This is a genomic window from Bradyrhizobium sp. BLXBL-03 (assembly GCF_051853015.1).
In the GTDB taxonomy this organism is placed as follows: Bacteria; Pseudomonadota; Alphaproteobacteria; order Rhizobiales; family Xanthobacteraceae; genus Bradyrhizobium; species Bradyrhizobium manausense.
The window spans coordinates 2,799,571-2,819,794 of the sequence record NZ_CP182470.1; the positions used below are offsets into that span (position 1 = coordinate 2,799,571).

Annotated in this window: 20 protein-coding genes; 9 read left to right on the forward strand and 11 right to left on the reverse strand. The window is 62.2% G+C overall.

What is annotated here, in order from left to right; genetic code table 11:
• Positions 1-268: 268 nt before the first annotated feature.
• Both ACNJX9_RS13320 and ACNJX9_RS13325 read left to right on the forward strand, forming a co-directional pair.
• Complete coding sequence (locus ACNJX9_RS13320) at positions 269-580, forward strand: PilZ domain-containing protein (protein WP_271617552.1); 312 nt, start codon at positions 269-271, stop codon at positions 578-580.
• An 18-nt stretch (positions 581-598) separates the two neighbouring features.
• Positions 599-907, forward strand: a complete 309-nt coding sequence (locus tag ACNJX9_RS13325; protein ID WP_439409172.1) for a hypothetical protein — start codon at positions 599-601, stop codon at positions 905-907.
• Between the two features lie 50 nt (positions 908-957).
• Here the strand turns inward: ACNJX9_RS13325 and ACNJX9_RS13330 are convergent, their stop codons facing one another.
• Positions 958-1,140, reverse strand: a complete 183-nt coding sequence (locus tag ACNJX9_RS13330) for a hypothetical protein (protein ID WP_271617550.1) — start codon at positions 1,138-1,140, stop codon at positions 958-960.
• 528 nt (positions 1,141-1,668) lie between these two features.
• On the opposite strand from ACNJX9_RS13330, the gene ACNJX9_RS13335 reads away from it, so the two are divergent.
• Together ACNJX9_RS13335 and ACNJX9_RS13340 are read left to right on the forward strand one after the other, a co-directional pair.
• Complete coding sequence (locus ACNJX9_RS13335) at positions 1,669-1,899, forward strand: hypothetical protein (RefSeq protein WP_439409173.1); 231 nt, start codon at positions 1,669-1,671, stop codon at positions 1,897-1,899.
• 566 nt (positions 1,900-2,465) lie between these two features.
• Positions 2,466-2,828, forward strand: coding sequence for a hypothetical protein (locus ACNJX9_RS13340; RefSeq protein ID WP_271601511.1), 363 nt, complete (start codon positions 2,466-2,468; stop codon positions 2,826-2,828).
• 34 nt (positions 2,829-2,862) lie between these two features.
• Here ACNJX9_RS13340 and ACNJX9_RS13345 read toward each other — a convergent pair whose 3' ends face one another.
• Positions 2,863-3,165, reverse strand: coding sequence for a hypothetical protein (locus ACNJX9_RS13345; RefSeq protein ID WP_439409174.1), 303 nt, complete (start codon positions 3,163-3,165; stop codon positions 2,863-2,865).
• A 1,109-nt stretch (positions 3,166-4,274) separates the two neighbouring features.
• Here ACNJX9_RS13345 and ACNJX9_RS13350 point away from each other — a divergent pair.
• The gene (locus ACNJX9_RS13350) at positions 4,275-5,036 is read left to right on the forward strand and encodes an outer membrane protein (protein ID WP_439409175.1); all 762 of its coding nucleotides are present in this window, start codon (positions 4,275-4,277) and stop codon (positions 5,034-5,036) included.
• Positions 5,037-5,351: 315 nt separating this feature from the next.
• Positions 5,352-5,537 carry a hypothetical protein gene (locus tag ACNJX9_RS13355; protein ID WP_271601506.1) on the forward strand — a complete coding sequence of 62 codons (186 nt, stop codon included), beginning with the start codon at positions 5,352-5,354 and terminating at the stop codon, positions 5,535-5,537.
• Positions 5,538-5,886: 349 nt separating this feature from the next.
• On the opposite strand, the gene edd is transcribed toward ACNJX9_RS13355, so the two are convergent.
• From edd to ACNJX9_RS13375, 4 genes are read right to left on the reverse strand one after another with little or no spacing between them, the layout of a single operon-like run.
• Positions 5,887-7,716 carry a phosphogluconate dehydratase gene (gene edd, locus ACNJX9_RS13360; RefSeq protein WP_439409176.1) on the reverse strand — a complete coding sequence of 610 codons (1,830 nt, stop codon included), beginning with the start codon at positions 7,714-7,716 and terminating at the stop codon, positions 5,887-5,889.
• A 49-nt stretch (positions 7,717-7,765) separates the two neighbouring features.
• Positions 7,766-9,244 (reverse strand): glucose-6-phosphate dehydrogenase, encoded by a 1,479-nt coding sequence (gene zwf / locus ACNJX9_RS13365; RefSeq protein WP_057751010.1) that lies wholly within the window; start codon positions 9,242-9,244, stop codon positions 7,766-7,768.
• Positions 9,245-9,302: 58 nt separating this feature from the next.
• Positions 9,303-10,259: a carbohydrate kinase family protein gene (locus tag ACNJX9_RS13370; protein WP_439409177.1), complete on the reverse strand. Its 957-nt coding sequence runs from the start codon at positions 10,257-10,259 to the stop codon at positions 9,303-9,305.
• A 34-nt stretch (positions 10,260-10,293) separates the two neighbouring features.
• Positions 10,294-11,529, reverse strand: coding sequence for an ROK family transcriptional regulator (locus ACNJX9_RS13375; protein ID WP_439409178.1), 1,236 nt, complete (start codon positions 11,527-11,529; stop codon positions 10,294-10,296).
• 216 nt (positions 11,530-11,745) lie between these two features.
• Here ACNJX9_RS13375 and ACNJX9_RS13380 point away from each other — a divergent pair, with 216 nt between their 5' ends.
• The 3 genes from ACNJX9_RS13380 (at position 11,746) to ACNJX9_RS13390 (ending at position 14,760) form a co-directional block, all read left to right on the forward strand.
• Entirely contained in the window at positions 11,746-12,765 is a 1,020-nt protein-coding gene (locus ACNJX9_RS13380) for a sugar ABC transporter substrate-binding protein (protein ID WP_057751000.1), read from the forward strand.
• A gap of 118 nt (positions 12,766-12,883) precedes the next feature.
• Positions 12,884-13,966: an ABC transporter permease gene (locus ACNJX9_RS13385; protein ID WP_439409179.1), complete on the forward strand. Its 1,083-nt coding sequence runs from the start codon at positions 12,884-12,886 to the stop codon at positions 13,964-13,966.
• Positions 13,942-14,760 (forward strand): ATP-binding cassette domain-containing protein, encoded by an 819-nt coding sequence (locus ACNJX9_RS13390; protein WP_439409180.1) that lies wholly within the window; start codon positions 13,942-13,944, stop codon positions 14,758-14,760. Before ACNJX9_RS13385 ends, ACNJX9_RS13390 begins: the two co-directional genes overlap by 25 nt.
• Positions 14,761-14,906: 146 nt before the next feature.
• Here ACNJX9_RS13390 and lpdA read toward each other — a convergent pair whose 3' ends face one another.
• Genes lpdA through ACNJX9_RS13415 form a run of 5 tightly spaced genes read right to left on the reverse strand, consistent with a single transcriptional unit; the run spans position 14,907 to position 20,112 of the window.
• On the reverse strand, positions 14,907-16,304 hold the full coding sequence (gene lpdA, locus ACNJX9_RS13395) for a dihydrolipoyl dehydrogenase (RefSeq protein ID WP_439409181.1): 1,398 nt from the start codon (positions 16,302-16,304) through the stop codon (positions 14,907-14,909).
• Positions 16,305-16,311: 7 nt separating this feature from the next.
• On the reverse strand, positions 16,312-17,571 hold the full coding sequence (locus ACNJX9_RS13400) for a dihydrolipoamide acetyltransferase family protein (RefSeq protein WP_439409182.1): 1,260 nt from the start codon (positions 17,569-17,571) through the stop codon (positions 16,312-16,314).
• A 1-nt stretch (position 17,572) separates the two neighbouring features.
• Positions 17,573-18,586, reverse strand: a complete 1,014-nt coding sequence (locus tag ACNJX9_RS13405) for an alpha-ketoacid dehydrogenase subunit beta (protein ID WP_439409183.1) — start codon at positions 18,584-18,586, stop codon at positions 17,573-17,575.
• Positions 18,587-18,589: 3 nt separating this feature from the next.
• Positions 18,590-19,831: a 3-methyl-2-oxobutanoate dehydrogenase (2-methylpropanoyl-transferring) subunit alpha gene (locus ACNJX9_RS13410; RefSeq protein WP_439409184.1), complete on the reverse strand. Its 1,242-nt coding sequence runs from the start codon at positions 19,829-19,831 to the stop codon at positions 18,590-18,592.
• Between the two features lie 14 nt (positions 19,832-19,845).
• Positions 19,846-20,112, reverse strand: a complete 267-nt coding sequence (locus ACNJX9_RS13415; protein ID WP_439409185.1) for a hypothetical protein — start codon at positions 20,110-20,112, stop codon at positions 19,846-19,848.
• Between the last annotated feature and the right edge of the window lie 112 nt (positions 20,113-20,224).

Genomic DNA, 20,224 nt, shown 5'->3' on the forward strand with positions numbered 1-20,224 from the left:
CAATCGCATAACTTTCTCTTAAATGTTTTGTGTGAAACTCCGTTCACCGAAATTAGTCGTTCAAGGGGACTGCCGGAGCACCAGTTTCCGGCAAGGGTCATTTCAAACTCAGCAGTTCGGAGCTGCGCTCGTAGCGGTCCTGCGCCTAACGCTCGCAAGGTTCTATTTCAATCCATTGTGCTCGTTGCGAGGCTCAAGTGTTTACGGAAGCGGCGCGCGAGGAGGCGCTGCACTCCTTCAAGGATGGATAATTGCTTGAGAATTGCAAATGCTTGGAAGCAAACGAAGATCGGAACGCGTCCGGTTTGACCACAAGCATACTGTCAGGATCATGGGCGTAGATGGGACATGGCAGCGAAGCTGCATCCTCCTTGACGCTTCAACAACGGGTGCCCAGCTTGAGGTAGCGGGCTCGGTCGAGCCGCTGAAGGCACAGGAATTCTTTCTGGTGCTATCGTCTACGGGACTGGCATTTCGACGGTGCGAACTGATTTGGGTTGACGGGACACGCGTTGGCGTTCGGTTTGTTAGCGCCAAGACAAAGAGAAACCCTCAACCTGCGGTTATAGGTTCGCGGTAGGACGGGGCATTGTGCAAAATGGATATGCGAAGCTTTACATCGGCGATGTTGGATTGCATCGCGCACTGTGCAACAGAAGCAACTATCGACCACGAATGGAGAACAGTAAACGTTGCGGATATGCGAGATGCTTATGATTTGTTGATCCGCAAATTGGCCAGGGTCGGGCTCGACCCGCTAGTACAACAACAAAGCGCATTGCTCTCGATGGCCCTCGACGACAACATAAGCGAGCTACAGCAGCTTCTTGCGGATGATGGGCGCGAAGGTCAGATTACTGAGACACTGCAAAAGATCTTAAGGACGATCAGCCATTTGCGTATGTGAAAACGCAACTCGGGTCATCTGCTATGCCCGGAGTGTTGGCGAACTTCCGCCTAATGCAGCCGCTGATGTGGAGAACGGACCTCACTCATCAGAACCAATCGCTGCTCCAATTGCTCATTCAGCAGCATCAGCGCTCTCAGTGCGCCGCGCAGATCACCGTCACAAGCGGCGACGATCTCATCGACCGCAAGCTCGTATTGATCGAGACCAGAATTGGTGCGTTGACGTGGCATTTGGACAACATCCAAACAGAAAGCTAAGTTGAACGTGTTAATGCCCGGGCATTTTCCCCGCAATTCACAAGCAGCACATGTTGCTGGGACGCTGCAACCTGCGCGATCATCCTAGGTTCTAAGCTGGTCCATTGACACGACCAAAGCGCATTCCATTCTTGGTTCAAATTAAAAGATCGCGGGGGCGGAACGTGTTTGATGTCTATCGTCGCAACGGGACGAGCGACTTGCTCGTTTTAGAATTGGGCTCGCCGATCCCGGCAGCTTACTCCGGCAAGAGGTGGCGCAAGAGTAGACGAAGAATTCTGAAGGTGAGCGATGAGATCAAATCGGCTGTTCAGCGGCGGGGTTATTACGTTCGCAGCTTGCGGTCCACAAAGGACAGGGTGATCGAAGGCGAGTAGATCGGTGGTCGAGAGAATGCACGGCTGCTCGTTTCAACACCCACGACCGCCAGTAGCTCGCCGATGATGCGACCCACTATGGATTAATTTGCGAGCTACTTGCATCGCTGCTTTGATGAGTGGCATGCAAGCGTCGAAGATCACTTCGATCCGCCTCATAAAGCACGAGGCTGTGCCCGACTGCGGCAGCTTCGAGGTGCGGTACGGCGATGGTCGGCCGAGCCGCTACTTCTACTGGGATGAACTTCCTAGTCGGCGCCTGCGGCCCGAAGCGCTGAAGCGCGATGTCGCGCTGGAGACGGCGCGGACGGTAGCGCGTACTGCTCGGGATGAGCTGGAAGCGATCAATCGATGAAGTTCTGTCAGTGGTGTGATTTGCGAGACCCGTTCCGGCCGGCCATTCTGGAGCAGCGAGAGCCGACCAAGCCCGTGCGGCGCTCTCGACGGGCCGTGCCCGGTCTGCAATCGAACAGCGCGGCGACCCGGATGAGGTACAGATCAGCCACAGCCTTATTGCGTCAGCTGCTGCAATACTTGCTGGAACATCTGGGCCGGATCGTTTTGGCCGCCTTGCGATGGGGTTCCGCGGCTCTTAACGATCTCGATGATTTTGGCAGCGATTTCCTTGAAAAGGCCCCCGTTCACGGCGTCGAGTTCACAATTGTCAGTTCGTGGTTGTTGTCGATCATGGTCCCTCTCCCGGTTGTGCGATGTGGTCGCCGTTAAGGGGCAGCCCCTCAACTTGTTGGTCAAGATTAGACGACCCCGTTGGTAGTCGCTGTGCGGCACATCACGCAGGGGCGCTGATAGAGGCGCGAGAGGTTGCGCGGGCGGCTCGGGATGAGCTTGACGCCGGACGGCATTGACGGGAACTTAGAACGACCGGTCTCGGTTGATCGTCAACAGTTCCGGAGTTGCGTCATGCGTAGCGCGCCGTCGATCGTGCCGTCCGACCGTCTCGATCGAGATATCTATCTAGTGTTGGAGGACTTCGGCGCCCGTGCCGGCTGCGCTTGGCGGGAGACCGACGAGGCGGACACCGATCGAGAGATCGTGCTGCGCGACATCTTGTCCGGACAGTACGCCTATCCATTGCGGATCGTGGTGTTCAATGCCGTTGAGGGTTGGTCGCGAGACGCCACAGCGGAGATCGCGGACGAACTAGCCGAACGGGCGGCCGACGACGCCCACCCGGCTTCCCCGGCGCTCCAAGCCTTCATCAAGGCCAACGCGACCAGACCCTTCGCCGTGCAGCTCGCGTTGCCACTGCGCGAAATTGCCTGACGATGAAGTTCTGTCCCAGATGCGATAACAGCCCTCAGTTGGCGGCCTCGTTCATTTGAAGCGGTGCGCTGCGCTTCCCCCGCACCAGCAACGTCCAGACCGGCGACATGCCGTCCCAACGTCGGAGCCGTCCATAAAACCGAACCCTCAGTTCCACCGATGTGATGCGCTCCACTACGAGATGCAGCGCGATGACGTCACCCTCTGACAGCTCGACACATCCGCGCTTGCGTGACCACACCGCTCCGGGGAAGTGAAATAGGTTGGCTTTGAGCCAACGTCCGCCGCGCTCCGACAGCGGTTGCAAGTCCACCTGTGCGCCGTTCCGAGGCTTCATTCCGACATCAGGTCGGCGAAGCCAATCCGCGATCCATCCCATCCTCTACGCCCCCAGCCCTCTATGGCTTGCTTGCACGGCGGGGGGAGGACTTGTCAATTTCGACAAAGGCTTCGTGACCACCGTCGAGCGCGCCGTTGCAATCTGGTTAGGACGTTCGTCGGCGGCCCACCGCCGAATTTCGATAATCGTCAGTATTAGACCGGGGATGCGCTCGGAATTCCAAAACCCTACGGTTCCCGCTTTTTAAGGGCATTTGAATGAGGCGGGCCAATCCACCGGTTCTTATTTGCAAGCAATGCAGGCGTCCCATGGAGTACCTTGCGACACTCCCAAAGATTGCAGGTTTGCCGGCTGTTTATGCCTATCGCTGCTTACCCTGCCAAAGGGTCGACACGATCCCTATTGCCGGGTGATAGGTCACTCGGCAATCGTACTCCGAAAGCAGCGGCTTCTAGTGCAGCGTCGATGGTCATAGGCTGCGATTCTTTCTTCCCGCGCTTTGGGATCGATGCTCTAGTAATCAGCCACATCCGGCTAGCGCAGCTAGCACATTCATAGAGCTTTAGCTCGCATCCTTCAGCGACCGGAAAAAGCGCTTTCAGCGCTCTGGCTTGGCAGCAAACGATGCATCCGGCTTCGCCGTGCACGTTGGTCCCCATCGAGGCAATTGCGGCTCGATTAAGAAGCCTGAATCTGGAATCGGGAGCAATGGCGTGCGGCTATTAATTCAGAGGAGTGCCAAAATCGCCACACAGACATATTCTCATCCGTTGGATGCGGCAGCGATGGGCCATGTGTGGACGGCTCCGGGCTGGCAAGAAGAATCTTCACGCAGCAGGGTTGGTCGGAGCAGCCATGTGTTCGGCCTTTTCGCGCGGTACGCGCGATCTACAGGACCCTCTCGAGGGTCGCTGATCTCTCTTCTACGCGTAATGCACGTTGAAGTGCATTCGGTTCCCTGTAAATGCTTAATTGATTGAAAGAATTTGCCGCTAAATATCCGAGCCGGGTGTTGCGGCTTAGCTACATCAACCTTCAGGCGAACCGGGTAGCATTGATTCCTGCCTCGTGACTTTTTTGAACGTCTTTCTGGGGAGATTCTCGTAATGAAAAAGCTTCTGATTGTCGCGGCCGGGATGATGGCCGTGGGTCTATCCGCCCCCGCGTCGGCGGCTGATCTGGCGGCCCGTCCGTACACCAAGGCACCGCCGCCTGTGGTTGCTCCGATTTACGACTGGACCGGTTTCTACATCGGTGCCAACGGCGGTTGGGGTCAAAGCCACAGTTGCGTGGATTTTGTCACTGCTGCGGGCACGTTCGCGAGCGGGTGCGGTGATCGGTCAGGGGGCCTGGCCGGTGGACAAATTGGCTATCGCTGGCAAACCAATCAGTTTGTATTCGGATTGGAAGCTCAAGGCGATTGGGCCGACCTCAAGAACACGCGCGTGAGCCTGCTCGATCCGACGCTCTCAACCACGGCAAAGACTGACGCGATCGGTCTCTTCACCGGCCAACTCGGTTGGGCTTGGAATTCGGCGCTGCTCTATGTGAAGGGCGGCGCGGCTGTGACCGGCAATCGCTTGACTATATTCGACAACACCACTGGGATCGGTCTGGTCTCGGCGGATAGCACGCGCTGGGGCGGCACCTTGGGTGTTGGCTTCGAGTATGGCTTCACGCCTAACTGGTCGGTCGGTGTTGAATACGACCACTTGTGGATGGGGCACGCAAATAACTCCTTCTCCGTGGTCGATCCGCGTCTTGCGGCAGTACTCAACGACCGGGTCAGCCAAGACGTGGATATGGTCACCGTGCGCTTGAACTATCGCTTCGGCGGCTACGGCGCCCCGGTCGCGGCGAGATACTGATCGCCCCAGTCTGCGCAAACCAAAGCCCCGGCTCGCCGGGGCTTTTTTGCAGGCTATGAATTGTTAGCGGTTGCTGCTTCTTCCCAGTGGGTCAGCGCCGGACTTTGCCAAACGCGCCGAGATCATCCAGAGCGTACCAGGCTTTGCTGAGGGGACCGCAATGGCGCTGCTTGGAGGGCTGCCGGAGCTGGGGCAGGTGAGCGACGAAGTTGCCGCCGCGTTGGTGGGCGTTGCTCCTTATGACGACGATAGCCGCAAACGTTGAGGTGAACGCTGCATCAAGGGTGCCGCCGCTGGGTGCGGAACGCCCTCTACATGCCCTGCATCGGCGCCGCGACGCTGAACAATCCGGTGTTCAAGGCCTTCTATGAACGCCTGGTTGCCAAGGGCAAGCCGCCAAAGGTCGCGATCGTCGCCTGCATGCGCAAGCTGATCGTCATCCCCAACACCATGATCGCTCGCGGCGAGACGTGGGATCCGAAAAGATACAGGATGACCTGACGAGCGCGCCTTCTCGCGCTCGGATCTCGGCCGAGCGCATGCCAAGTCCAAAGACCGGCGTGCAGACGGAGTCAAGGCCGTCAGCCGCCGAAGGCGGGGGTGCGCCAGCACCAGCCTTGAGCCCGTCTGATCGCCGGTCTACTCCGACCCCAGTTGCTCTTGGTTTTGAGGGCAGCAAGAGAATGAAATGACAAGGCAAAGCTCGGGTGAAAACACGCCGCGAGAGCGTCGGGCCATGAGCGCGGCGCTGCGAGCCGGATGGAGCCATCATCAGGCAAGAAGGCAAATCGCGCCCGGCAACGAGTTATCCATGCAAACCGATCTCAACTGCGCCGGCCCCCTTTTGCATTCACGTCACAAAAACGCTTGCGCCGCGATCTGCGCAGCTGACGCGCTCGCGGAAGAAACCGAAGAGCTCGCGGCCAATCCCTGTATGCGCCGCGGAGAGATCGGCTTGCGCGCAGGCTCGCGCGGCCCACTCGCCCGGGGCGACGAGCACGTCAAGCCGGCCGGTGACAGCGTCGAGCCTGATGACGTCGCCGTCGCGAATCCGCGCAATCGCACCGCCGTCAGCCGCTTCAGGCGTCACGTGAATCGCTGTGGGAACCTTGCCCGACGCGCCCGAAAGCCGCCCGTCGGTCACAAGTGCCACTTTCAGCCCGCGGTCCTGAAGAACGCCAAGGAGCGGCATCAGCTTGTGCAGCTCCGGCATTCCGTTTGCCTTGGGGCCCTGGAAGCGCACCACCGCAATCAAATCACTCGTGAGCTCGCCCGCAGCGAAGCTCCGTTGCAGATCCTCCTGGCAATGGAACACGCGAGCCGGCGCTTCGATCACATGGCGCTGCGGCGCCACTGCAGAGGTCTTGATGACGGCGCGCCCGAGGTTGCCGTTCAGAACCCGGAGGCCGCCTGTCGTTTGGAACGGGTCAGAGATCCCCCGCAGCACGGTGGTATCGCCGCTTGCGGCCGGTCCATCGCACCACGTCAGCCTTCCCTCGACATCGAGCCGCGGCTCTTGCAGGTACGCATCGAGCCCGGCGCCGCAGACGGTCAGGGCGTCGCGGTGCAGGAGCCCGGCAGCAAGCAATTCCCGGATCAGGAAGCTCATGCCGCCGGCGGCATGGAAATGATTCACATCTGCGGAGCCGTTGGGATAGATCCGCGCGATCAGCGGCGTCACCTCCGCAAGGTCGGCGAAATCGTCCCAGGTCAGTGTGAGGCCGGCCGCCGCGCCCATGGCAACCAGGTGCAGCGTCAGATTGGTCGAGCCGCCGGTGGCGTGCAGCCCCACGATGCCGTTGACGAAGGCGCGCTCGTCGAGCACGCGACCGATCGGGATGTACTGATTGCCGAGCGATGTGATGTCCAATGCGCGTTCGGTGGCGGCACAGGTGAGCGCATCGCGCAAGGGCGTGTTCGGGTTCACGAAGGATGCGCCCGGCAGCTGCAGGCCCATGATCTCCATCAGCATCTGGTTGGTATTGGCGGTGCCGTAAAACGTGCACGTCCCCGCGCCGTGATAGGCCTGCGCCTCGGCTTCCAGCAAGGCGTCGCGGCCGACCTTTCCTTCCGCGTAAGCCTGCCGGATTTTTGCTTTTGCGTCGTTGGCGAGGCCCGAGGTCATCGGACCGGATGGAATGAAGACCGCGGGCAGATGCCCGAACGACAATGCACCGATCACGAGGCCCGGCACTATCTTGTCGCAGATGCCGAGAAACACCGCGGTGTCGAAGGTTTGATGCGACAGCGCGACCGCGGTGGACAAGGCGATGACCTCGCGCGAGAACAGCGAGAGCTCCATTCCCGCTTCGCCCTGGGTGATGCCGTCGCACATCGCCGGTACGCCGCCCGCGACCTGGGCGACCCCGCCGGCTGCGCGCGCGCTCCGTCGGATAAGTTCAGGGAAACGCTCGTAGGGCTGATGCGCCGAGAGCATATCGTTGTAGGCCGTGACAATTCCGAGGCTGGGGACGTGACCGTCCTGCATCAGCTTCTTGTCGTGCCCGCCGCAAGCCGCGAAGGCGTGGGCCTGGTTGGCGCATCCCAGCCGCCGGCGGACCGGCGTGCTCGCCGCGTCAGCAATGCGGTCGAGATAGCGTGCCCGGCCGTCGTGACTGCGCCTGATGATGCGGTCCGTCACTTCGGCCACCCGCGCATTGACCTTTGCTTCGATCGTCATACACGCCTCCTGACTGCGGACCTGGCATCGGCAACAAGCTGCTCCGTGGTCACGGACCGTCCTCCATCCATGTCCGGCCGTCGCGTTCGATCAGCGCGACGGCGGCGGAGGGGCCCCAGCTGCCGGCAACGTAGGGACGCGGGATTTCATTCATCCGGCTCCACGCCTGACGGATCGGGTCGATCCAGCGCCATGCCGCTTCCACTTCGTCCCGGCGCATGAACAAGGTCGCATCGCCACGGACCACATCCATCAACAGCCGCTCGTAAGCGTCCGGCACGGAGACGTCGAATGCTTCCGCAAAGCTCATGTCGAGAGGGACATATTGCAACCGCATGCCGCCCGGTCCGGGCTCCTTGATCATCAGCCAGAGCTTGATTCCCTCGTCGGGCTGCAGACGGATCACGAGCCGCGTCTGCAACGCCTTTCCCGAATTCGAATTGAAAATCGAATGTGGGACCTTGCGGAAGGTCACGACGATCTCGGAGCTGCGTTGTTGCAGCCGCTTTCCGGTGCGCAGGTAGAAGGGAACGCCGGTCCAGCGCCAATTTGCAACGGCCGCCTTGAGCGCAACGAACGTCTCCGTCGAGCTTGGGCGATCTGCGATCTCTTCCGCGTAGCCGGGCACGGCGATGCCATTGCATGCGCCGGCGCGGTATTGGCCCGGTACGGTCAGGAATGCAGCGTTCGTTTCGTCGATCCGTTCGAGCGACTTCAGGATCTTGAGCTTCTCGTCGCGCACGGCATCCGCCTCGAGCGAATGTGGCGGCTCCATCGCCACCAGACAGAGCAGCTGCAGAAGATGATTCTGAACCATGTCGCGCAGCGCGCCGGACTTGTCGTAGTAGGGGCCGCGTTCCTCCACGCCGATGGATTCGGCGACCGTGATCTGCACATGGTCGATGTGGGCGGCATTCCACAGCGGTTCGAACAGCGCGTTGGCGAACCGCAGCGCCATCAAGTTCTGCACCGTCTCCTTGCCGAGATAGTGATCGATCCGATAGACGCGTTCCTCCGGAAAAATCTTCCCGACGGTTTGATTGAATCGGATTGCGGATTCGAGATCCTTGCCGATCGGCTTCTCGATGACGATGCGGGAATCGCCCTTCGAAAGACCGTAGTGACCGAGCCTTTCGCAGATCGGCCCGAACAGATGCGGTGCCGTCGCCAGATAGTGCACCTGGATGCGGTCGGCATAGGCCGATAGCGCCGCCGCCAGTTCGGTCCAGCCATGCTCGCCTTCCGCGTCGGCAGCCATGTAGGAGATGCGGGCCAGGAAGCGATCGAGTTCCGCTCCCGTCGTTTCCGATGCCGGCACATGTTGCACGATCGCCTCGCGCACCATGGCGAGGAAGTCATCGCGCGACATTGCACCGCGCGCGACGCCGAGAATGGTCGCGTCATCCGGCAACTGGCCGGCGAAATCGCGGCGAAACAGCGCCGGCAACAGCTTGCGGCGTGCGAGATCGCCTGTCACGCCGAAAACGGTCAGCACAAAGGGGGCCACCGGGATGACGCGGCTTGTCATGCCCGCCCCCTCTTCAATTCGAGCCTCTTTGATGTGCCGCGTTGTGTCCGTCACTCTGTCAAGCATGGCATGGCTCCGTACTCGCATCGATGTCGGCGGCGGTCGGCAGGTCGGCTCCATCGCGGGACACCGTGATGGCAGCGGCAGCCGTCGCGTAAGCGAGCAACTCGCGGATTGCCGGAGGGTCGAGTTCCGCAATGGCCTCGGGACGGAGCCGGCCGGTTTTCGCAAGCTGCGCAAGCAGCGCGGCGTGGAATGTATCGCCGGCGCCCACGGTGTCGCGCACGACCGTGAAACGACCGGGCACCGAGACGCTGCCAGTGGTCGAAAAGGCGGTTGCGCCCTTTGCTCCCTCGGTCACGACCACCAGATGCGCCCCGCACGCGAGCCAGTAGGCGGCTGCATCGGCAATCGAGGCACGACCGCCCCACGCAATGCGGACATCCTCGTCGCTCGCCTTGATCATCGTAGCCGTCCGGTAGAAGCGTTCCGCGGCGACGGCCCAGCTTTTCATGTCGCCGACGACGGTCGGTCGCACGTTCGGATCGACGCTGATGACGCGGCGGCCATGCTCTCGCTCAGCGAGCGCGGCAAACGTGGAGCCGACCGGGTCGACAGCCATGGAATAAGAGCCAAAGGTCAGGGCCTGAATATCGTCCGGCAGCGTGCGGGGGAGATGGGCAAGTCTCAGCGAGCGATCTGCCGCGCCTTCGCCGTGGAAAGTATAGTTTGGCTGGCCGTCACCGGTCGTCGCCACGATCGAGATCGGGGACGGCCGGTCGCTTCGCACGAGAAAGCTGCCGTCCACGCCCTCGCGAGCGAGCCTGTCCGCGAGGAACGTGCCGAAATGATCGCGCGAAATGCCACTCAGGAAGGCCGTTCGAACCCCGAGCCGGGCGAGACCAACAGCAACATTGAAGGGCGACCCGCCAGCAACGGCATGGGTCGACATCGCGGACCCGCCGTGCGCCCTCACAAACAGATCGATCAGGGCTTCGCCACAGACAAGAATCATGATGCGTGACCCTCGTTCATCAGGACGAACATGCTCAATCCTTGAAGAGCACGTCGTGGTCGCGAGCGAACGCCGCGAGCAACGGCAGCGCCGCGCCGCCGATCGCGCGCGCGTCGCGCCCGATCGAGCCCTCCACCACGACAGCGTCGGTGAGGCCCTGCCGGTCCATACCGGCCCAATGTTCCTTTGTGCGCTCGACGAGGCGATGGCGCACATCGACCGGAAAGGCACCGTCGATGATGACGGCTTCAAAGTCGATCACTGCGAGCAGGGCGGTGATCGCCTGCGCCAGCGCTGCGGCCGCCTCGGAAACCCACGCTTCCAGCGGTTCCTCGAAGCTCGACCAGTCGTCGGGCGAGAGCCAGATGTCGGTGCCCGGTCGGCCAGCGGCGATCAGTCGGCGCTCGAGCTGATAGATGGAAGCGGTGCGGATCAATTGCTGAAGGCTTGCCTCACCATTTTCCTCCCGCCGCATGATCGGCATGGAACCGAGCGCGCCGGCATTGCTGCTGCGTCCCGGGAAGAGGCTGCCGTTCAGAACGATGCCGCCGCCGATGAAGGCGCCAATGTAGAAATAGGCAAAATCCCGATACGCCGCGCCAGCACCGAAGGTGAGTTCGGCTGCGCATGCCGAAGTCGCGTCGTTGCTGACGCGCACCGGCCAAGGGGCGAAACGGCGCGACAGTTCGGCAGCAACATTGAAGTCACGCCATTTGCCGAGCGCGCCGGGTGGCGTCTGCAGGTCAGCTTCCCAATTCCACAGCTCAAATGGCATCGCGACGCCAATGCCGCTGATCCTGTCGTGCTGGGCTTCTGGCAATTCGGCGAGAAGACCAGGCATCTCGCGTTCGGCAAATGCCATGATCTCTTCGGGGGCCGGGAAGGAGTAGATCACGCGTCGTCTGGCGCGGATGCCGGCGGCGAAATCCATCAACACCAGATCGGAGCTGCGACGGCCGATCATGAGCCCCAGTCCAAACGCGCCGTCCGGATTGAGCGAATAGGGGACCGACGGTTGGCCGATGCGGCCTCGCTGCGGTTCGCCTGCACGGAGCAGTCCGTCGGCTTCCAACCGATTGATGATCACCGTCGTGGTTTGAGTCGAAAGCCCGGTGAGGCGCGCGATCTCGACCTTGGCGAGACTACGATGGCGCCGAATGAGGGAGAGGATCAGGCGCTCGTTGTACAGTCTCACGCCGGTTTGAGTGGTGCCGCGGCTGTCGCCGGGGAAGGCCACCGTAGTTCCAGCAACCGCGGCTGTTTCTTCCATCTTTGGCTCCTCACAATCCGGGGAATCCGTCCTCGCGACAGGTCGATTGGCCGTTCCCGGCAGTCGGCCGTTACAATGACCGCAGTTGGCAATGCGTGTCAATTAATAAGTCGGCATGATTTATTTATTGACAAGGTCGTTTTGCGCTCTCTAGGATGCCCCACCACGCGGTCGAAACCGTGCAGGCCAACAAGACGACTAACGAGGAGGGAATTGATGCGTCAGTCACTCGGACTATTCACAGCGTTCGCGCTGGCTCTGGGCGCCACCAGCAGTTTCGCGGCCGACAAGCCGATCGTGGGCCTCATCACCAAGACCAACACCAACCCGTTCTTCGTGAAGATGAAGGCCGGCGCCGACGAGGCGGCCAAGGCGAATGATGTCGAGCTCCGCTCGTTTGCCGGAAAGGTGGACGGCGACAATGAGAGCCAGGTCGCGGCTATCGAGAACCTGATCGCCGCCGGTGCGAAGGGCATCCTGATCACACCAAACGACTCCCGCGCGGTCGTGCCCGCTGTCGAGAAGGCGCGGGCGGCGGGCATTCTGGTCATCGCCCTCGACACCCCGCTCGATCCGGCGAATGCGGCTGATGCAACGTTCGCCACCGACAATTTCCTGGCAGGTGAAATGATCGGCCAATGGGCTGCCAAGACGCTGGGCGCCAAGGCGGCATCGGCGAAGATTGCGCTGCTCGACCTCAACGTGAATCAGATCTCGGTCGATGTCGCGCGCGATCAGGGCTTTCTGAAAGGCTTTGGCATTGATCTCGGCAACCCCGCCAAGATCGGTGACGAGAAGGATGCTCGCATTGTCGGTCACGATGTGACGCTCGGCAGCGAGGAAGGCGGCCGCAAGGCGATGGAGAATCTGCTCCAGAAGAATCCGGACATCTCGCTCGTCTATACCATCAACGAGCCTGCGGCGGCGGGAGCTTACGAGGCGTTGCGCTCGGTTGGCCGCGACAAGGACGTCCTTATCGTTTCGGTCGACGGCGGTTGCCCTGGCGTGCGCAACGTGAAGGACGGCGTCATCGGCGCCACCTCCATGCAATTCCCGCTGCTGATGGCGGCGAAGGGCGTTGAGGCGGTGAAGACCTTTGCCACTGGCGGTGGCAAGCCGAAGGCGTCGCCCGGTCTCGACTTCGTCAATACCGGCGTCGAACTCGTCACCGACAAGCCTGTTGGCGAAATGCCGTCGATCGACAGCGCTGCTGCCTTGAAGAAGTGCTGGGGCTGATCGCAGCTCTGAATTGTCGTCGCCCCCAAGGATTGGCGCCCGCGAGACGGGCGCCAAAAGCCGGAAACCCTTCCGCGATCGGACGGGCAGATCCCCGCATGCAACGAGGAAAATGGTCATGACCGATATCGGCAGTAGCCGCCCGGTTGCCCAGGCTTTCGAGCTCATGCTCGACAAGGGCGAGAGTCGCGCCGCCGAGTTCGAGGTTCGTGCGCGATCGCCGCTGCAGAAGCTTCAGCATTTCCTGCACGCCAATCCGACAGCAGTGCCGGCGATCGTGCTGCTGCTCAGCGTTGCGGCGTTCGGCTTCACCGTCGGCTCGCGTTTTCTGTCGATGTTCAACCTCTCGCTGATCATCCAGCAGGTCACGATCATCGGTATCATCGGGGCGGCGCAGACGTTGATCGTGATCACCGCCGGCATCGATCTCTCGGTTGGGGCCATCATGGTGCTGTGCTCCGTCATCATGGGCAAGCTCGCGGTCACCATGGGACTGCCGGCTCCCATCGCGCTCGTTGTCGGCGTTGCCGCAGGTGCCGGCTGCGGCGTGATCAACGGTACGCTCGTGACCCGACTCAAGCTGCCGCCTTTCATCGTGACGCTCGGGACGTGGTCGATCTTCTTCGCGCTCAATCTTTGGTATTCGGCGTCCGAGACCATCCGTTCGCAGGAGGTCGCGAAAATCGCCCCGCTGCTGCAGGCCCTGGGAACGCCGGTCAACATTCTTGGCGCCCGCTTCACTTATGGCTCCTTCTTCATGCTCGGCCTCGTGGCGTTGATCTGGTTCGTGTTGAATCGCACCGCCTTCGGGCGCCATCTCTATGCGGTGGGCGACGATCCCGATGCGGCGCGGCTTTCCGGCATCCGGACCGACCGCATTCTCTTCAGTGTCTATGTGATCGCCGGCGTGATTTGCGCGCTTGGTGCCTGGGCATTGATCGGACGCATTGGCTCGATCAGCCCGCAGGCCGGCCAGACAGCCAATCTGGACAGCATCACTGCGGTGGTCGTCGGTGGCGCTAGTCTGTTCGGCGGGCGTGGTTCGATTATCGGCACGCTGATCGGCGCGCTGATCGTCGGCGTATTTCGCAACGGGCTCGCGTTGTCCGATGTCGACGTGCTCTGGCAAGAATTCGCCGTCGGCTGGCTGATCATCATCGCAGTGGCGCTTGATCAATGGATTCGCAAGGTGTCGGCATGAGCACAGGATCGAACGTTCCCGGTACAACTCCGCTCCTTCAGGCACGCGGCCTCAACAAGCGCTATGGCCGCGTGACGGCGCTCGATCATGCCGACTTCGATCTCTATCCGGGCGAGATCTTGGCCGTGATCGGAGACAATGGTGCCGGAAAGTCATCGCTGATCCGCGCGCTCTCGGGCGCACTGGTTCCGGACTCAGGCGAGATCAAACTCGCCGGCAAGACAGTCGCATTTCGTTCGCCGCTCGACGCTCAGGCGGCCGGCATCGAGACGGTTTACCAGACGCTTGCTCTGTCGCCCAGCCTATCGATCGCCGACAATATGTTCCTCGGCCGCGAACTGCGCCGGGCCGGGCCGCTCGGAACGATCTGCCGCATGCTCGATCGCAAGGCCATGCAGCGCATCGCCCGCGAGAAGCTCACCGAGCTTGGTCTTATGACCGTGCAAAGTATCAATCAGCGGGTCGAAACCTTGTCGGGCGGTCAGCGCCAGGGTGTGGCGGTTGCGAGGGCTGCGGCCTTCGGCTCGCGCGTCGTCATCATGGACGAACCGACTGCGGCGCTCGGCGTCAAGGAATCGCGTCGGGTGCTGGAACTGATCCTCGATGTGCGGCGGCGTGGCGTTTCGGTGGTCCTGATCAGCCACAACATGCCGCACGTGTTCGAGATAGCCGATCGCATCCATATTCATCGACTCGGTCGGCGGCTCACGGTGATCGATCCCAAGGCCTACACGATGTCGGATGCGGTTGCCTTCATGACCGGCGCGAAGGCACCGATCGAAGTTGCCGCGTGACTGCGCGCCGGGGCCGGAGAACAGATTCTCATCTGCGCAGCTCTGCCGGCGCGCCATCCGGGATCGGGAAGACTGAGTTGACGTTGATCTTGCCGAGCACGTAGCTGTCGGTCCCCTCTCCGGCTCACGGCTTCTCCCTCGATGTTTCAGATGTGAATTGCGTGGCCCAGCAACTTCAGAGCAGCCTCATGGAAGGCCTCGCTTTGGGTTGGATGCGCGTGAATGGTGAAGGCGACGTCCTCGAGCCGCGCGCCCATTTCCAGTGCCAGGCTGAAGGCCGCAGAGAGCTCGGCGATACCGGCTCCGACGCCCTGGATGCCAAGCAGAACATGATTGTCCGCCCGCGCCACGGTCCGGATGAAGCCGTCCTCGCGCTCCAGCGTCAGTGCGCGGCCGTTGGCCTTGAACGGAAAGCGGTCCGTCTTGATGTCGAAGCTCTGACCGCTTGCCTCGCTCGGCGACAAGCCGACCGTGACGATCTCGGGATCGGTGAAGCAGATCGCCGGGATCGAAACCCTGTCCCAGGCGCGGTGACGGCCGGCGGCGATCTCTGCGACCATCTCGCCTTGCGCCATGGCGCGATGCGCCAGCATCGGCTCGCCCGTGACGTCGCCGATGGCGAAGACGCCGCGCATCGAAGAACGGCATTGGTCGTCAATCCGGATGAAAGATCCGTTCATGTCGAGATCGAGCGTCTCGAGGCCGAATCCTGATGTTACAGGCCTGCGGCCCACCGTCACCAGAATCTTGTCGGCATCGAGGGTCGTCTGCTGGCCGTCGGCGGTCTCGACCGCGAGCGCTCTGCCGTCCGAAACGAGAGCTTTCGCCTTCGCGCCTGTCAGAACGCCGACCCCGAGCGCGGCGAGGCGCCTTCCCACAGGCGCGCTCAGTTCGGCATCATATTGCGGCAGAATGCGTGGAGCGGCCTCGACGACCGTGACGGCCGCGCCCATCTTTGCGAACGCCGTGCCGAGCTCCAAACCGATATAGCCGCCGCCGACCACGATCAGCCTGTCCGGAATCTCGGTCAGCGCAAGGGCCTCGGTGGAGGAGATCACGCGACCTCCGAACGGCAGAGTCGGAATCGCAATCGGCTCAGACCCCGTCGCGATCACCACCGCTTCGGCATGAATCATCTGCGAGCCGGATTGCGTTTTGACCTCGATCGACTTGCCGTCGCGAAAGCGAGCGTGCCCGGCAATCAGCCTGACGCCGGCTTTCTTGAGCAGGCCAGCCACGCCGCCGTTCAAGCGCCTGACGATGCCGTCTTTCCAGGCGATGGTCTTGGCGAAGTCGAGCGACGGCCTTGCAGTCGAAATTCCGAGCGCGCTCTTGCCCCCGGCGGCAATCGCAATCGTTTCATACTGGTCGGCCGCGTGGATCAGGGCCTTCGAGGGAATGCAGCCGACATTGAGGCAGGTGCCACCCGGCCTTTCGGCTTCGATGACGATCGTATCGATGCCGAGCTGGCCGGCACGGATCGCGCAGGTGTAGCCGCCGGGGCCGGCGCCGATGACGAGAAGCTTGCAGGTAATCTCGGTCATCGCTTTTTCAGTCAATGAAGATCATCGCCGGCGTCTCCAAAAGCAGCTTGATGCGCTGTACGAACTGAGCGGCATCGAAACCATCGATCACCCGATGATCGAAGCTGGACGACAGGTTCATCATCTGGCGCGGTACGAAAGCCGAACCGTCCCAGTGCGGCCGGATCGCGATCCGGTTGACGCCGACGATCGCGACCTCCGGGTGATTGATGATGGGCGTCGTCGCCAGCCCGCCGAGGGCGCCGAGCGATGTGATGGTGATGGTTGAGCCGGTGAGTTCGTCGCGGGTGGCGCTGCCGTTTCGGGCGGCTTCCGCAAGCCGGGCGATCTCACTGGCGCAACCCCAGAGGTCGCGCGCTTCGGCATGCCTGACGACGGGGACCATCAGGCCGGTCGGGGTCTGGGTGGCGATTCCGATATGAACGCCGGCGTGCTGGTGCACAATCCCTGCCTCATCGTCGAAATGGGAATTGAGATGCGGCAGCTCGGCGATCGCGCGCACCATCGCGCGCATCAGCAACGGCAGCAATGTCAGCTTCGGCTTGTCCGGCAGCTTGCGGCCGTTGACCTTCACGCGCAAATCCTCGAGCGCCGTGACATCGACCTCCTCGACATAGGTGATGTGCGGGATGCGCGCGTTCGCAATCGACATCTTCTCGGCGATCTTGCGCCGCAAGCCGACGATCTTGATGTCGGTGACAGCAGTTTGGGCCTGGTGCGGCGTCGCTGGCGTTCCAGCGCGGCCGCGCAAGAGAAGAGCGTCGAGATCGTCGTGAGTGATCCGCCCAGCCGGACCGGTGCCGCGGATCTGCCGCAGGTCGACGCCAGCTTCGCGCGCACGGAGCCGGACGGCAGGAGCGGCCAAAGGCCGTTCGGCCCCGTGATGGAGTGGTGCAGCGGAGGGCTTCGATTTCTGTGCACCCACCGGCGCGCGCGGGGTGGTTGCGCCGTGATCCCCCTTTTGGGCCAGAGCGCTTGCTGCCGGCGATGCCGGTTTTGCCGCCTCCGGCACCCGCTCGCTCGCGCCATCGACTTCCATGCGCACGAAGTCCGAGCCGATGGCGAGAAGATCGCCTACATTGCCGGCGAGCCAGGTGACGCGTCCGTCAGCCGGCGAGGGGATTTCGACGGTCGCCTTGTCGGTCATGACGGCGCCGAGCACGGCGTCCTCACGAACGACATCGCCGACCTTCACATGCCATTCCACCAGTTCGGCTTCCGCAATGCCTTCGCCGACGTCCGGCAGCCTGACCACGCGCTCGGCCATCTCAGGCCTCCATCGTTTCGATCAGCGCGCGGCCAATGCGCGCCGGGCCAGGGAAGTAGTCCCATTCCTGCGCGTGCGGGTAGGGCGTATCCCAGCCGGCGACGCGCAGGATGGGAGCTTCAAGATGATAGAAGCATCGCGTCTGGACCAGCGCACAGAGCTCGGCCCCGAAGCCGGAGGTAAGCGTTGCCTCATGCACGATCACGCAGCGTCCGGTCTTCTTCACCGAGGCTTCGATGGTATCCAGATCGAGCGGCAGCAGTGAGCGAAGATCGATGATCTCGGCGTCGATACCGGTTTCGTTCGCGGCGGTCTCGGCGACATGAACCATCGTCCCGTAGGCGAGGATGGTGACGGCGTTGCCCTTTCTGCGGATCGCGGCGCTGCCGAGCGGAATTGCAAAATGGCCGTCGTCGACTTCGCCTAGATCGTGCTTCGACCACGGCGTCACCGGCCGGTCATGGTGGCCGTCGAACGGACCGTTATAGAGACGCTTCGGCTCGAGAAAGATGACGGGATCGGGATCCTCGATGGCCGAGATCAGCAGACCCTTGGCGTCGCGCGGGTTCGACGGCACGACGGTCTTGATACCGCAGACGTGGGTGAACAGCGCTTCCGGGCTCTGGCTGTGCGTTTGCCCGCCAAAGATGCCGCCGCCGGTCGGCATGCGAACCACAAGCGGGCAGGTGAACTGGCCGTTGGAGCGATAGCGCAGCCGTGCAGCCTCCGAGACGATCTGGTCGTAGGCAGGATACATGTAGTCGGCGAACTGAATCTCGACGCAGGGCTTCAATCCGTAGGCCGCCATGCCTACCGCGATGCCGACGATGCCGAGCTCGCTGATCGGGGTATCGAAGCAGCGGCTCGTTCCGTATTTCGCCTGCAGTCCCTGGCTGGCGCGAAACACGCCGCCGAAATAGCCGACATCCTCGCCGAACACGACGACACCGTCGTCGCGCGACATCATCACGTCCATGGCATCCCTGATGGCCTCGATCATGGTCCGGCGTGTCATGGTTCAGACTCCGGCTTCCTGGCGCTGGCGGCGCAGATGCGGAGGCATCTCGGCGAACACGCCCTCGAACATGTCGCGTGCCGTAGGCCGCTGCTCGGAATGGAGCGTGCCGTAGCTTTCGGCCTCCTTCTGCGCCGAGATTACGGTGTCGAGGATCTCGGCCTCCGTCTGCTTGTGCCGCTCCTCCGACCAGGCACCGCGAACGATCAGATGGTTCTTCAGCCGGATCACGGGATCTCCGAGCGGCCATGCGTCGGATTCCGTCTTCGGCCGATAGCCTGCCGGGTCATCGGAGGTGGAGTGAGCGCCGACGCGGTAGGTGACGTGTTCGATCAGGGTCGGGCCCAGATTGCGGCGTGCGCGCTCGCAAGCCCATTTTGCGACCGCATGGACTGCGAGGTAGTCGTTGCCGTCGACGCGCAGCGCCGGAATGCCGAAGCCGAGACCGCGCGCGGCGAACGTGCCGGAGCCACCGCGCGCGATCCCCTGGAAGGTCGAGATGGCCCATTGATTGTTGACGATGTTGAGCACGACCGGCGCGCGATATGTCGAAGCGAACACCAACGCGGCATGGAAGTCCGATTCTGCGGTTGCGCCGTCGCCGATCCAGCCAACGGCGATCTTGGTGTCGTTCTTGATGGCGGACGCCATCGCCCAGCCGACCGCCTGGATGTACTGGGTGGCGAGATTGCCCGAGATCGAGAAGAAGCCGTGTTCCCTGGAGGAATACATCACGGGCAATTGGCGCCCCTTCAGGGGATCGTGCGTGTTGGAGTAGATCTGGCAGGCCATCTCGACCAGCGAGTAGCCACCGGCGATCAAGAGCCCCGCCTGGCGATAGGTCGGAAAATTCATGTCGCCCGGAAGAAGCGCCTTGCGGAAGGCGCAGCTCACCGCCTCTTCGCCCATATGCTGCATATAGAACGAGGTCTTGCCCTGGCGCTGCGCCATTTGCATGCGCGCATCGAACGCACGCAGCGTCATCATGTGGCGCAGGCCCTCGAGCAATTCACTGTCCGAGAGCGCCCCGGCCCAGGGCCCCACCGCTTCGCTGTCGCGATTGAGCACACGGATGACGGAGAAGGCGAGATCGCGGATGGCCTCGGGATCGACGTCGACGCTGGGACGATCGACCTGGCCGGCGCGCGGGATGCGGATGTTCGAGAAATCGGGCGTGCCGCCCGGGCGCACTGCCGGCTCGGGCACGTGCAGCTTCAGTGGCGCAGGCGCGGCAGATGGAGCCATATCGCGCCGCGGGCTCATAGTGTCATGTGTGAGGTCCGAGTCGGGCATTGGCTTTCACCTCTCACCTCGATCGCATCGATGCAGAACAACGCGCCGACGCGGCGAGCGATCCGGTCGACAGCGTCGCGATCATCGATGTCTATGGAAGCCGAGATGCGGCATTCGCTCGCGTCCGCCCGTGCGCTGACGGCCGCGAGCCGAAGTCCCGCGACACGCGTCTGGTCGAGCAGGCGGCCGAGTGCGGCGTGCATATCGCTGGTCTGGAGTTCGAGCAAAAACACCGCGTTGGTCTCATGCTTTTAGGAAACGGTACTGCCAAACGTCAGGATTGTCGTTCCATTAATCTCGGTATACCATGGATGGGTAGGAGGAAATTTCTACATATTGTTGGAA

Bases quoted from the DNA above. Each gene is read 5' to 3' on its own strand.
- ACNJX9_RS13320 (WP_271617552.1), top strand. From the start codon at position 269: ATGCTTGGAAGCAAACGAAGATCGGAACGCGTCCGGTTTGACCACAAG.
- ACNJX9_RS13325 (WP_439409172.1), top strand. From the start codon at position 599: ATGGATATGCGAAGCTTTACATCGGCGATGTTGGATTGCATCGCGCAC.
- ACNJX9_RS13330 (WP_271617550.1), bottom strand. From the start codon at position 1,140: ATGCCACGTCAACGCACCAATTCTGGTCTCGATCAATACGAGCTTGCG.
- ACNJX9_RS13335 (WP_439409173.1), top strand. From the start codon at position 1,669: ATGCAAGCGTCGAAGATCACTTCGATCCGCCTCATAAAGCACGAGGCT.
- ACNJX9_RS13340 (WP_271601511.1), top strand. From the start codon at position 2,466: ATGCGTAGCGCGCCGTCGATCGTGCCGTCCGACCGTCTCGATCGAGAT.
- ACNJX9_RS13345 (WP_439409174.1), bottom strand. From the start codon at position 3,165: ATGAAGCCTCGGAACGGCGCACAGGTGGACTTGCAACCGCTGTCGGAG.
- ACNJX9_RS13350 (WP_439409175.1), top strand. From the start codon at position 4,275: ATGAAAAAGCTTCTGATTGTCGCGGCCGGGATGATGGCCGTGGGTCTA.
- ACNJX9_RS13355 (WP_271601506.1), top strand. From the start codon at position 5,352: ATGCCCTGCATCGGCGCCGCGACGCTGAACAATCCGGTGTTCAAGGCC.
- edd (WP_439409176.1), bottom strand. From the start codon at position 7,716: ATGACGATCGAAGCAAAGGTCAATGCGCGGGTGGCCGAAGTGACGGAC.
- zwf (WP_057751010.1), bottom strand. From the start codon at position 9,244: ATGACAAGCCGCGTCATCCCGGTGGCCCCCTTTGTGCTGACCGTTTTC.
- ACNJX9_RS13370 (WP_439409177.1), bottom strand. From the start codon at position 10,259: ATGATTCTTGTCTGTGGCGAAGCCCTGATCGATCTGTTTGTGAGGGCG.
- ACNJX9_RS13375 (WP_439409178.1), bottom strand. From the start codon at position 11,529: ATGGAAGAAACAGCCGCGGTTGCTGGAACTACGGTGGCCTTCCCCGGC.
- ACNJX9_RS13380 (WP_057751000.1), top strand. From the start codon at position 11,746: ATGCGTCAGTCACTCGGACTATTCACAGCGTTCGCGCTGGCTCTGGGC.
- ACNJX9_RS13385 (WP_439409179.1), top strand. From the start codon at position 12,884: ATGACCGATATCGGCAGTAGCCGCCCGGTTGCCCAGGCTTTCGAGCTC.
- ACNJX9_RS13390 (WP_439409180.1), top strand. From the start codon at position 13,942: ATGGATTCGCAAGGTGTCGGCATGAGCACAGGATCGAACGTTCCCGGT.
- lpdA (WP_439409181.1), bottom strand. From the start codon at position 16,304: ATGACCGAGATTACCTGCAAGCTTCTCGTCATCGGCGCCGGCCCCGGC.
- ACNJX9_RS13400 (WP_439409182.1), bottom strand. From the start codon at position 17,571: ATGGCCGAGCGCGTGGTCAGGCTGCCGGACGTCGGCGAAGGCATTGCG.
- ACNJX9_RS13405 (WP_439409183.1), bottom strand. From the start codon at position 18,586: ATGACACGCCGGACCATGATCGAGGCCATCAGGGATGCCATGGACGTG.
- ACNJX9_RS13410 (WP_439409184.1), bottom strand. From the start codon at position 19,831: ATGGCTCCATCTGCCGCGCCTGCGCCACTGAAGCTGCACGTGCCCGAG.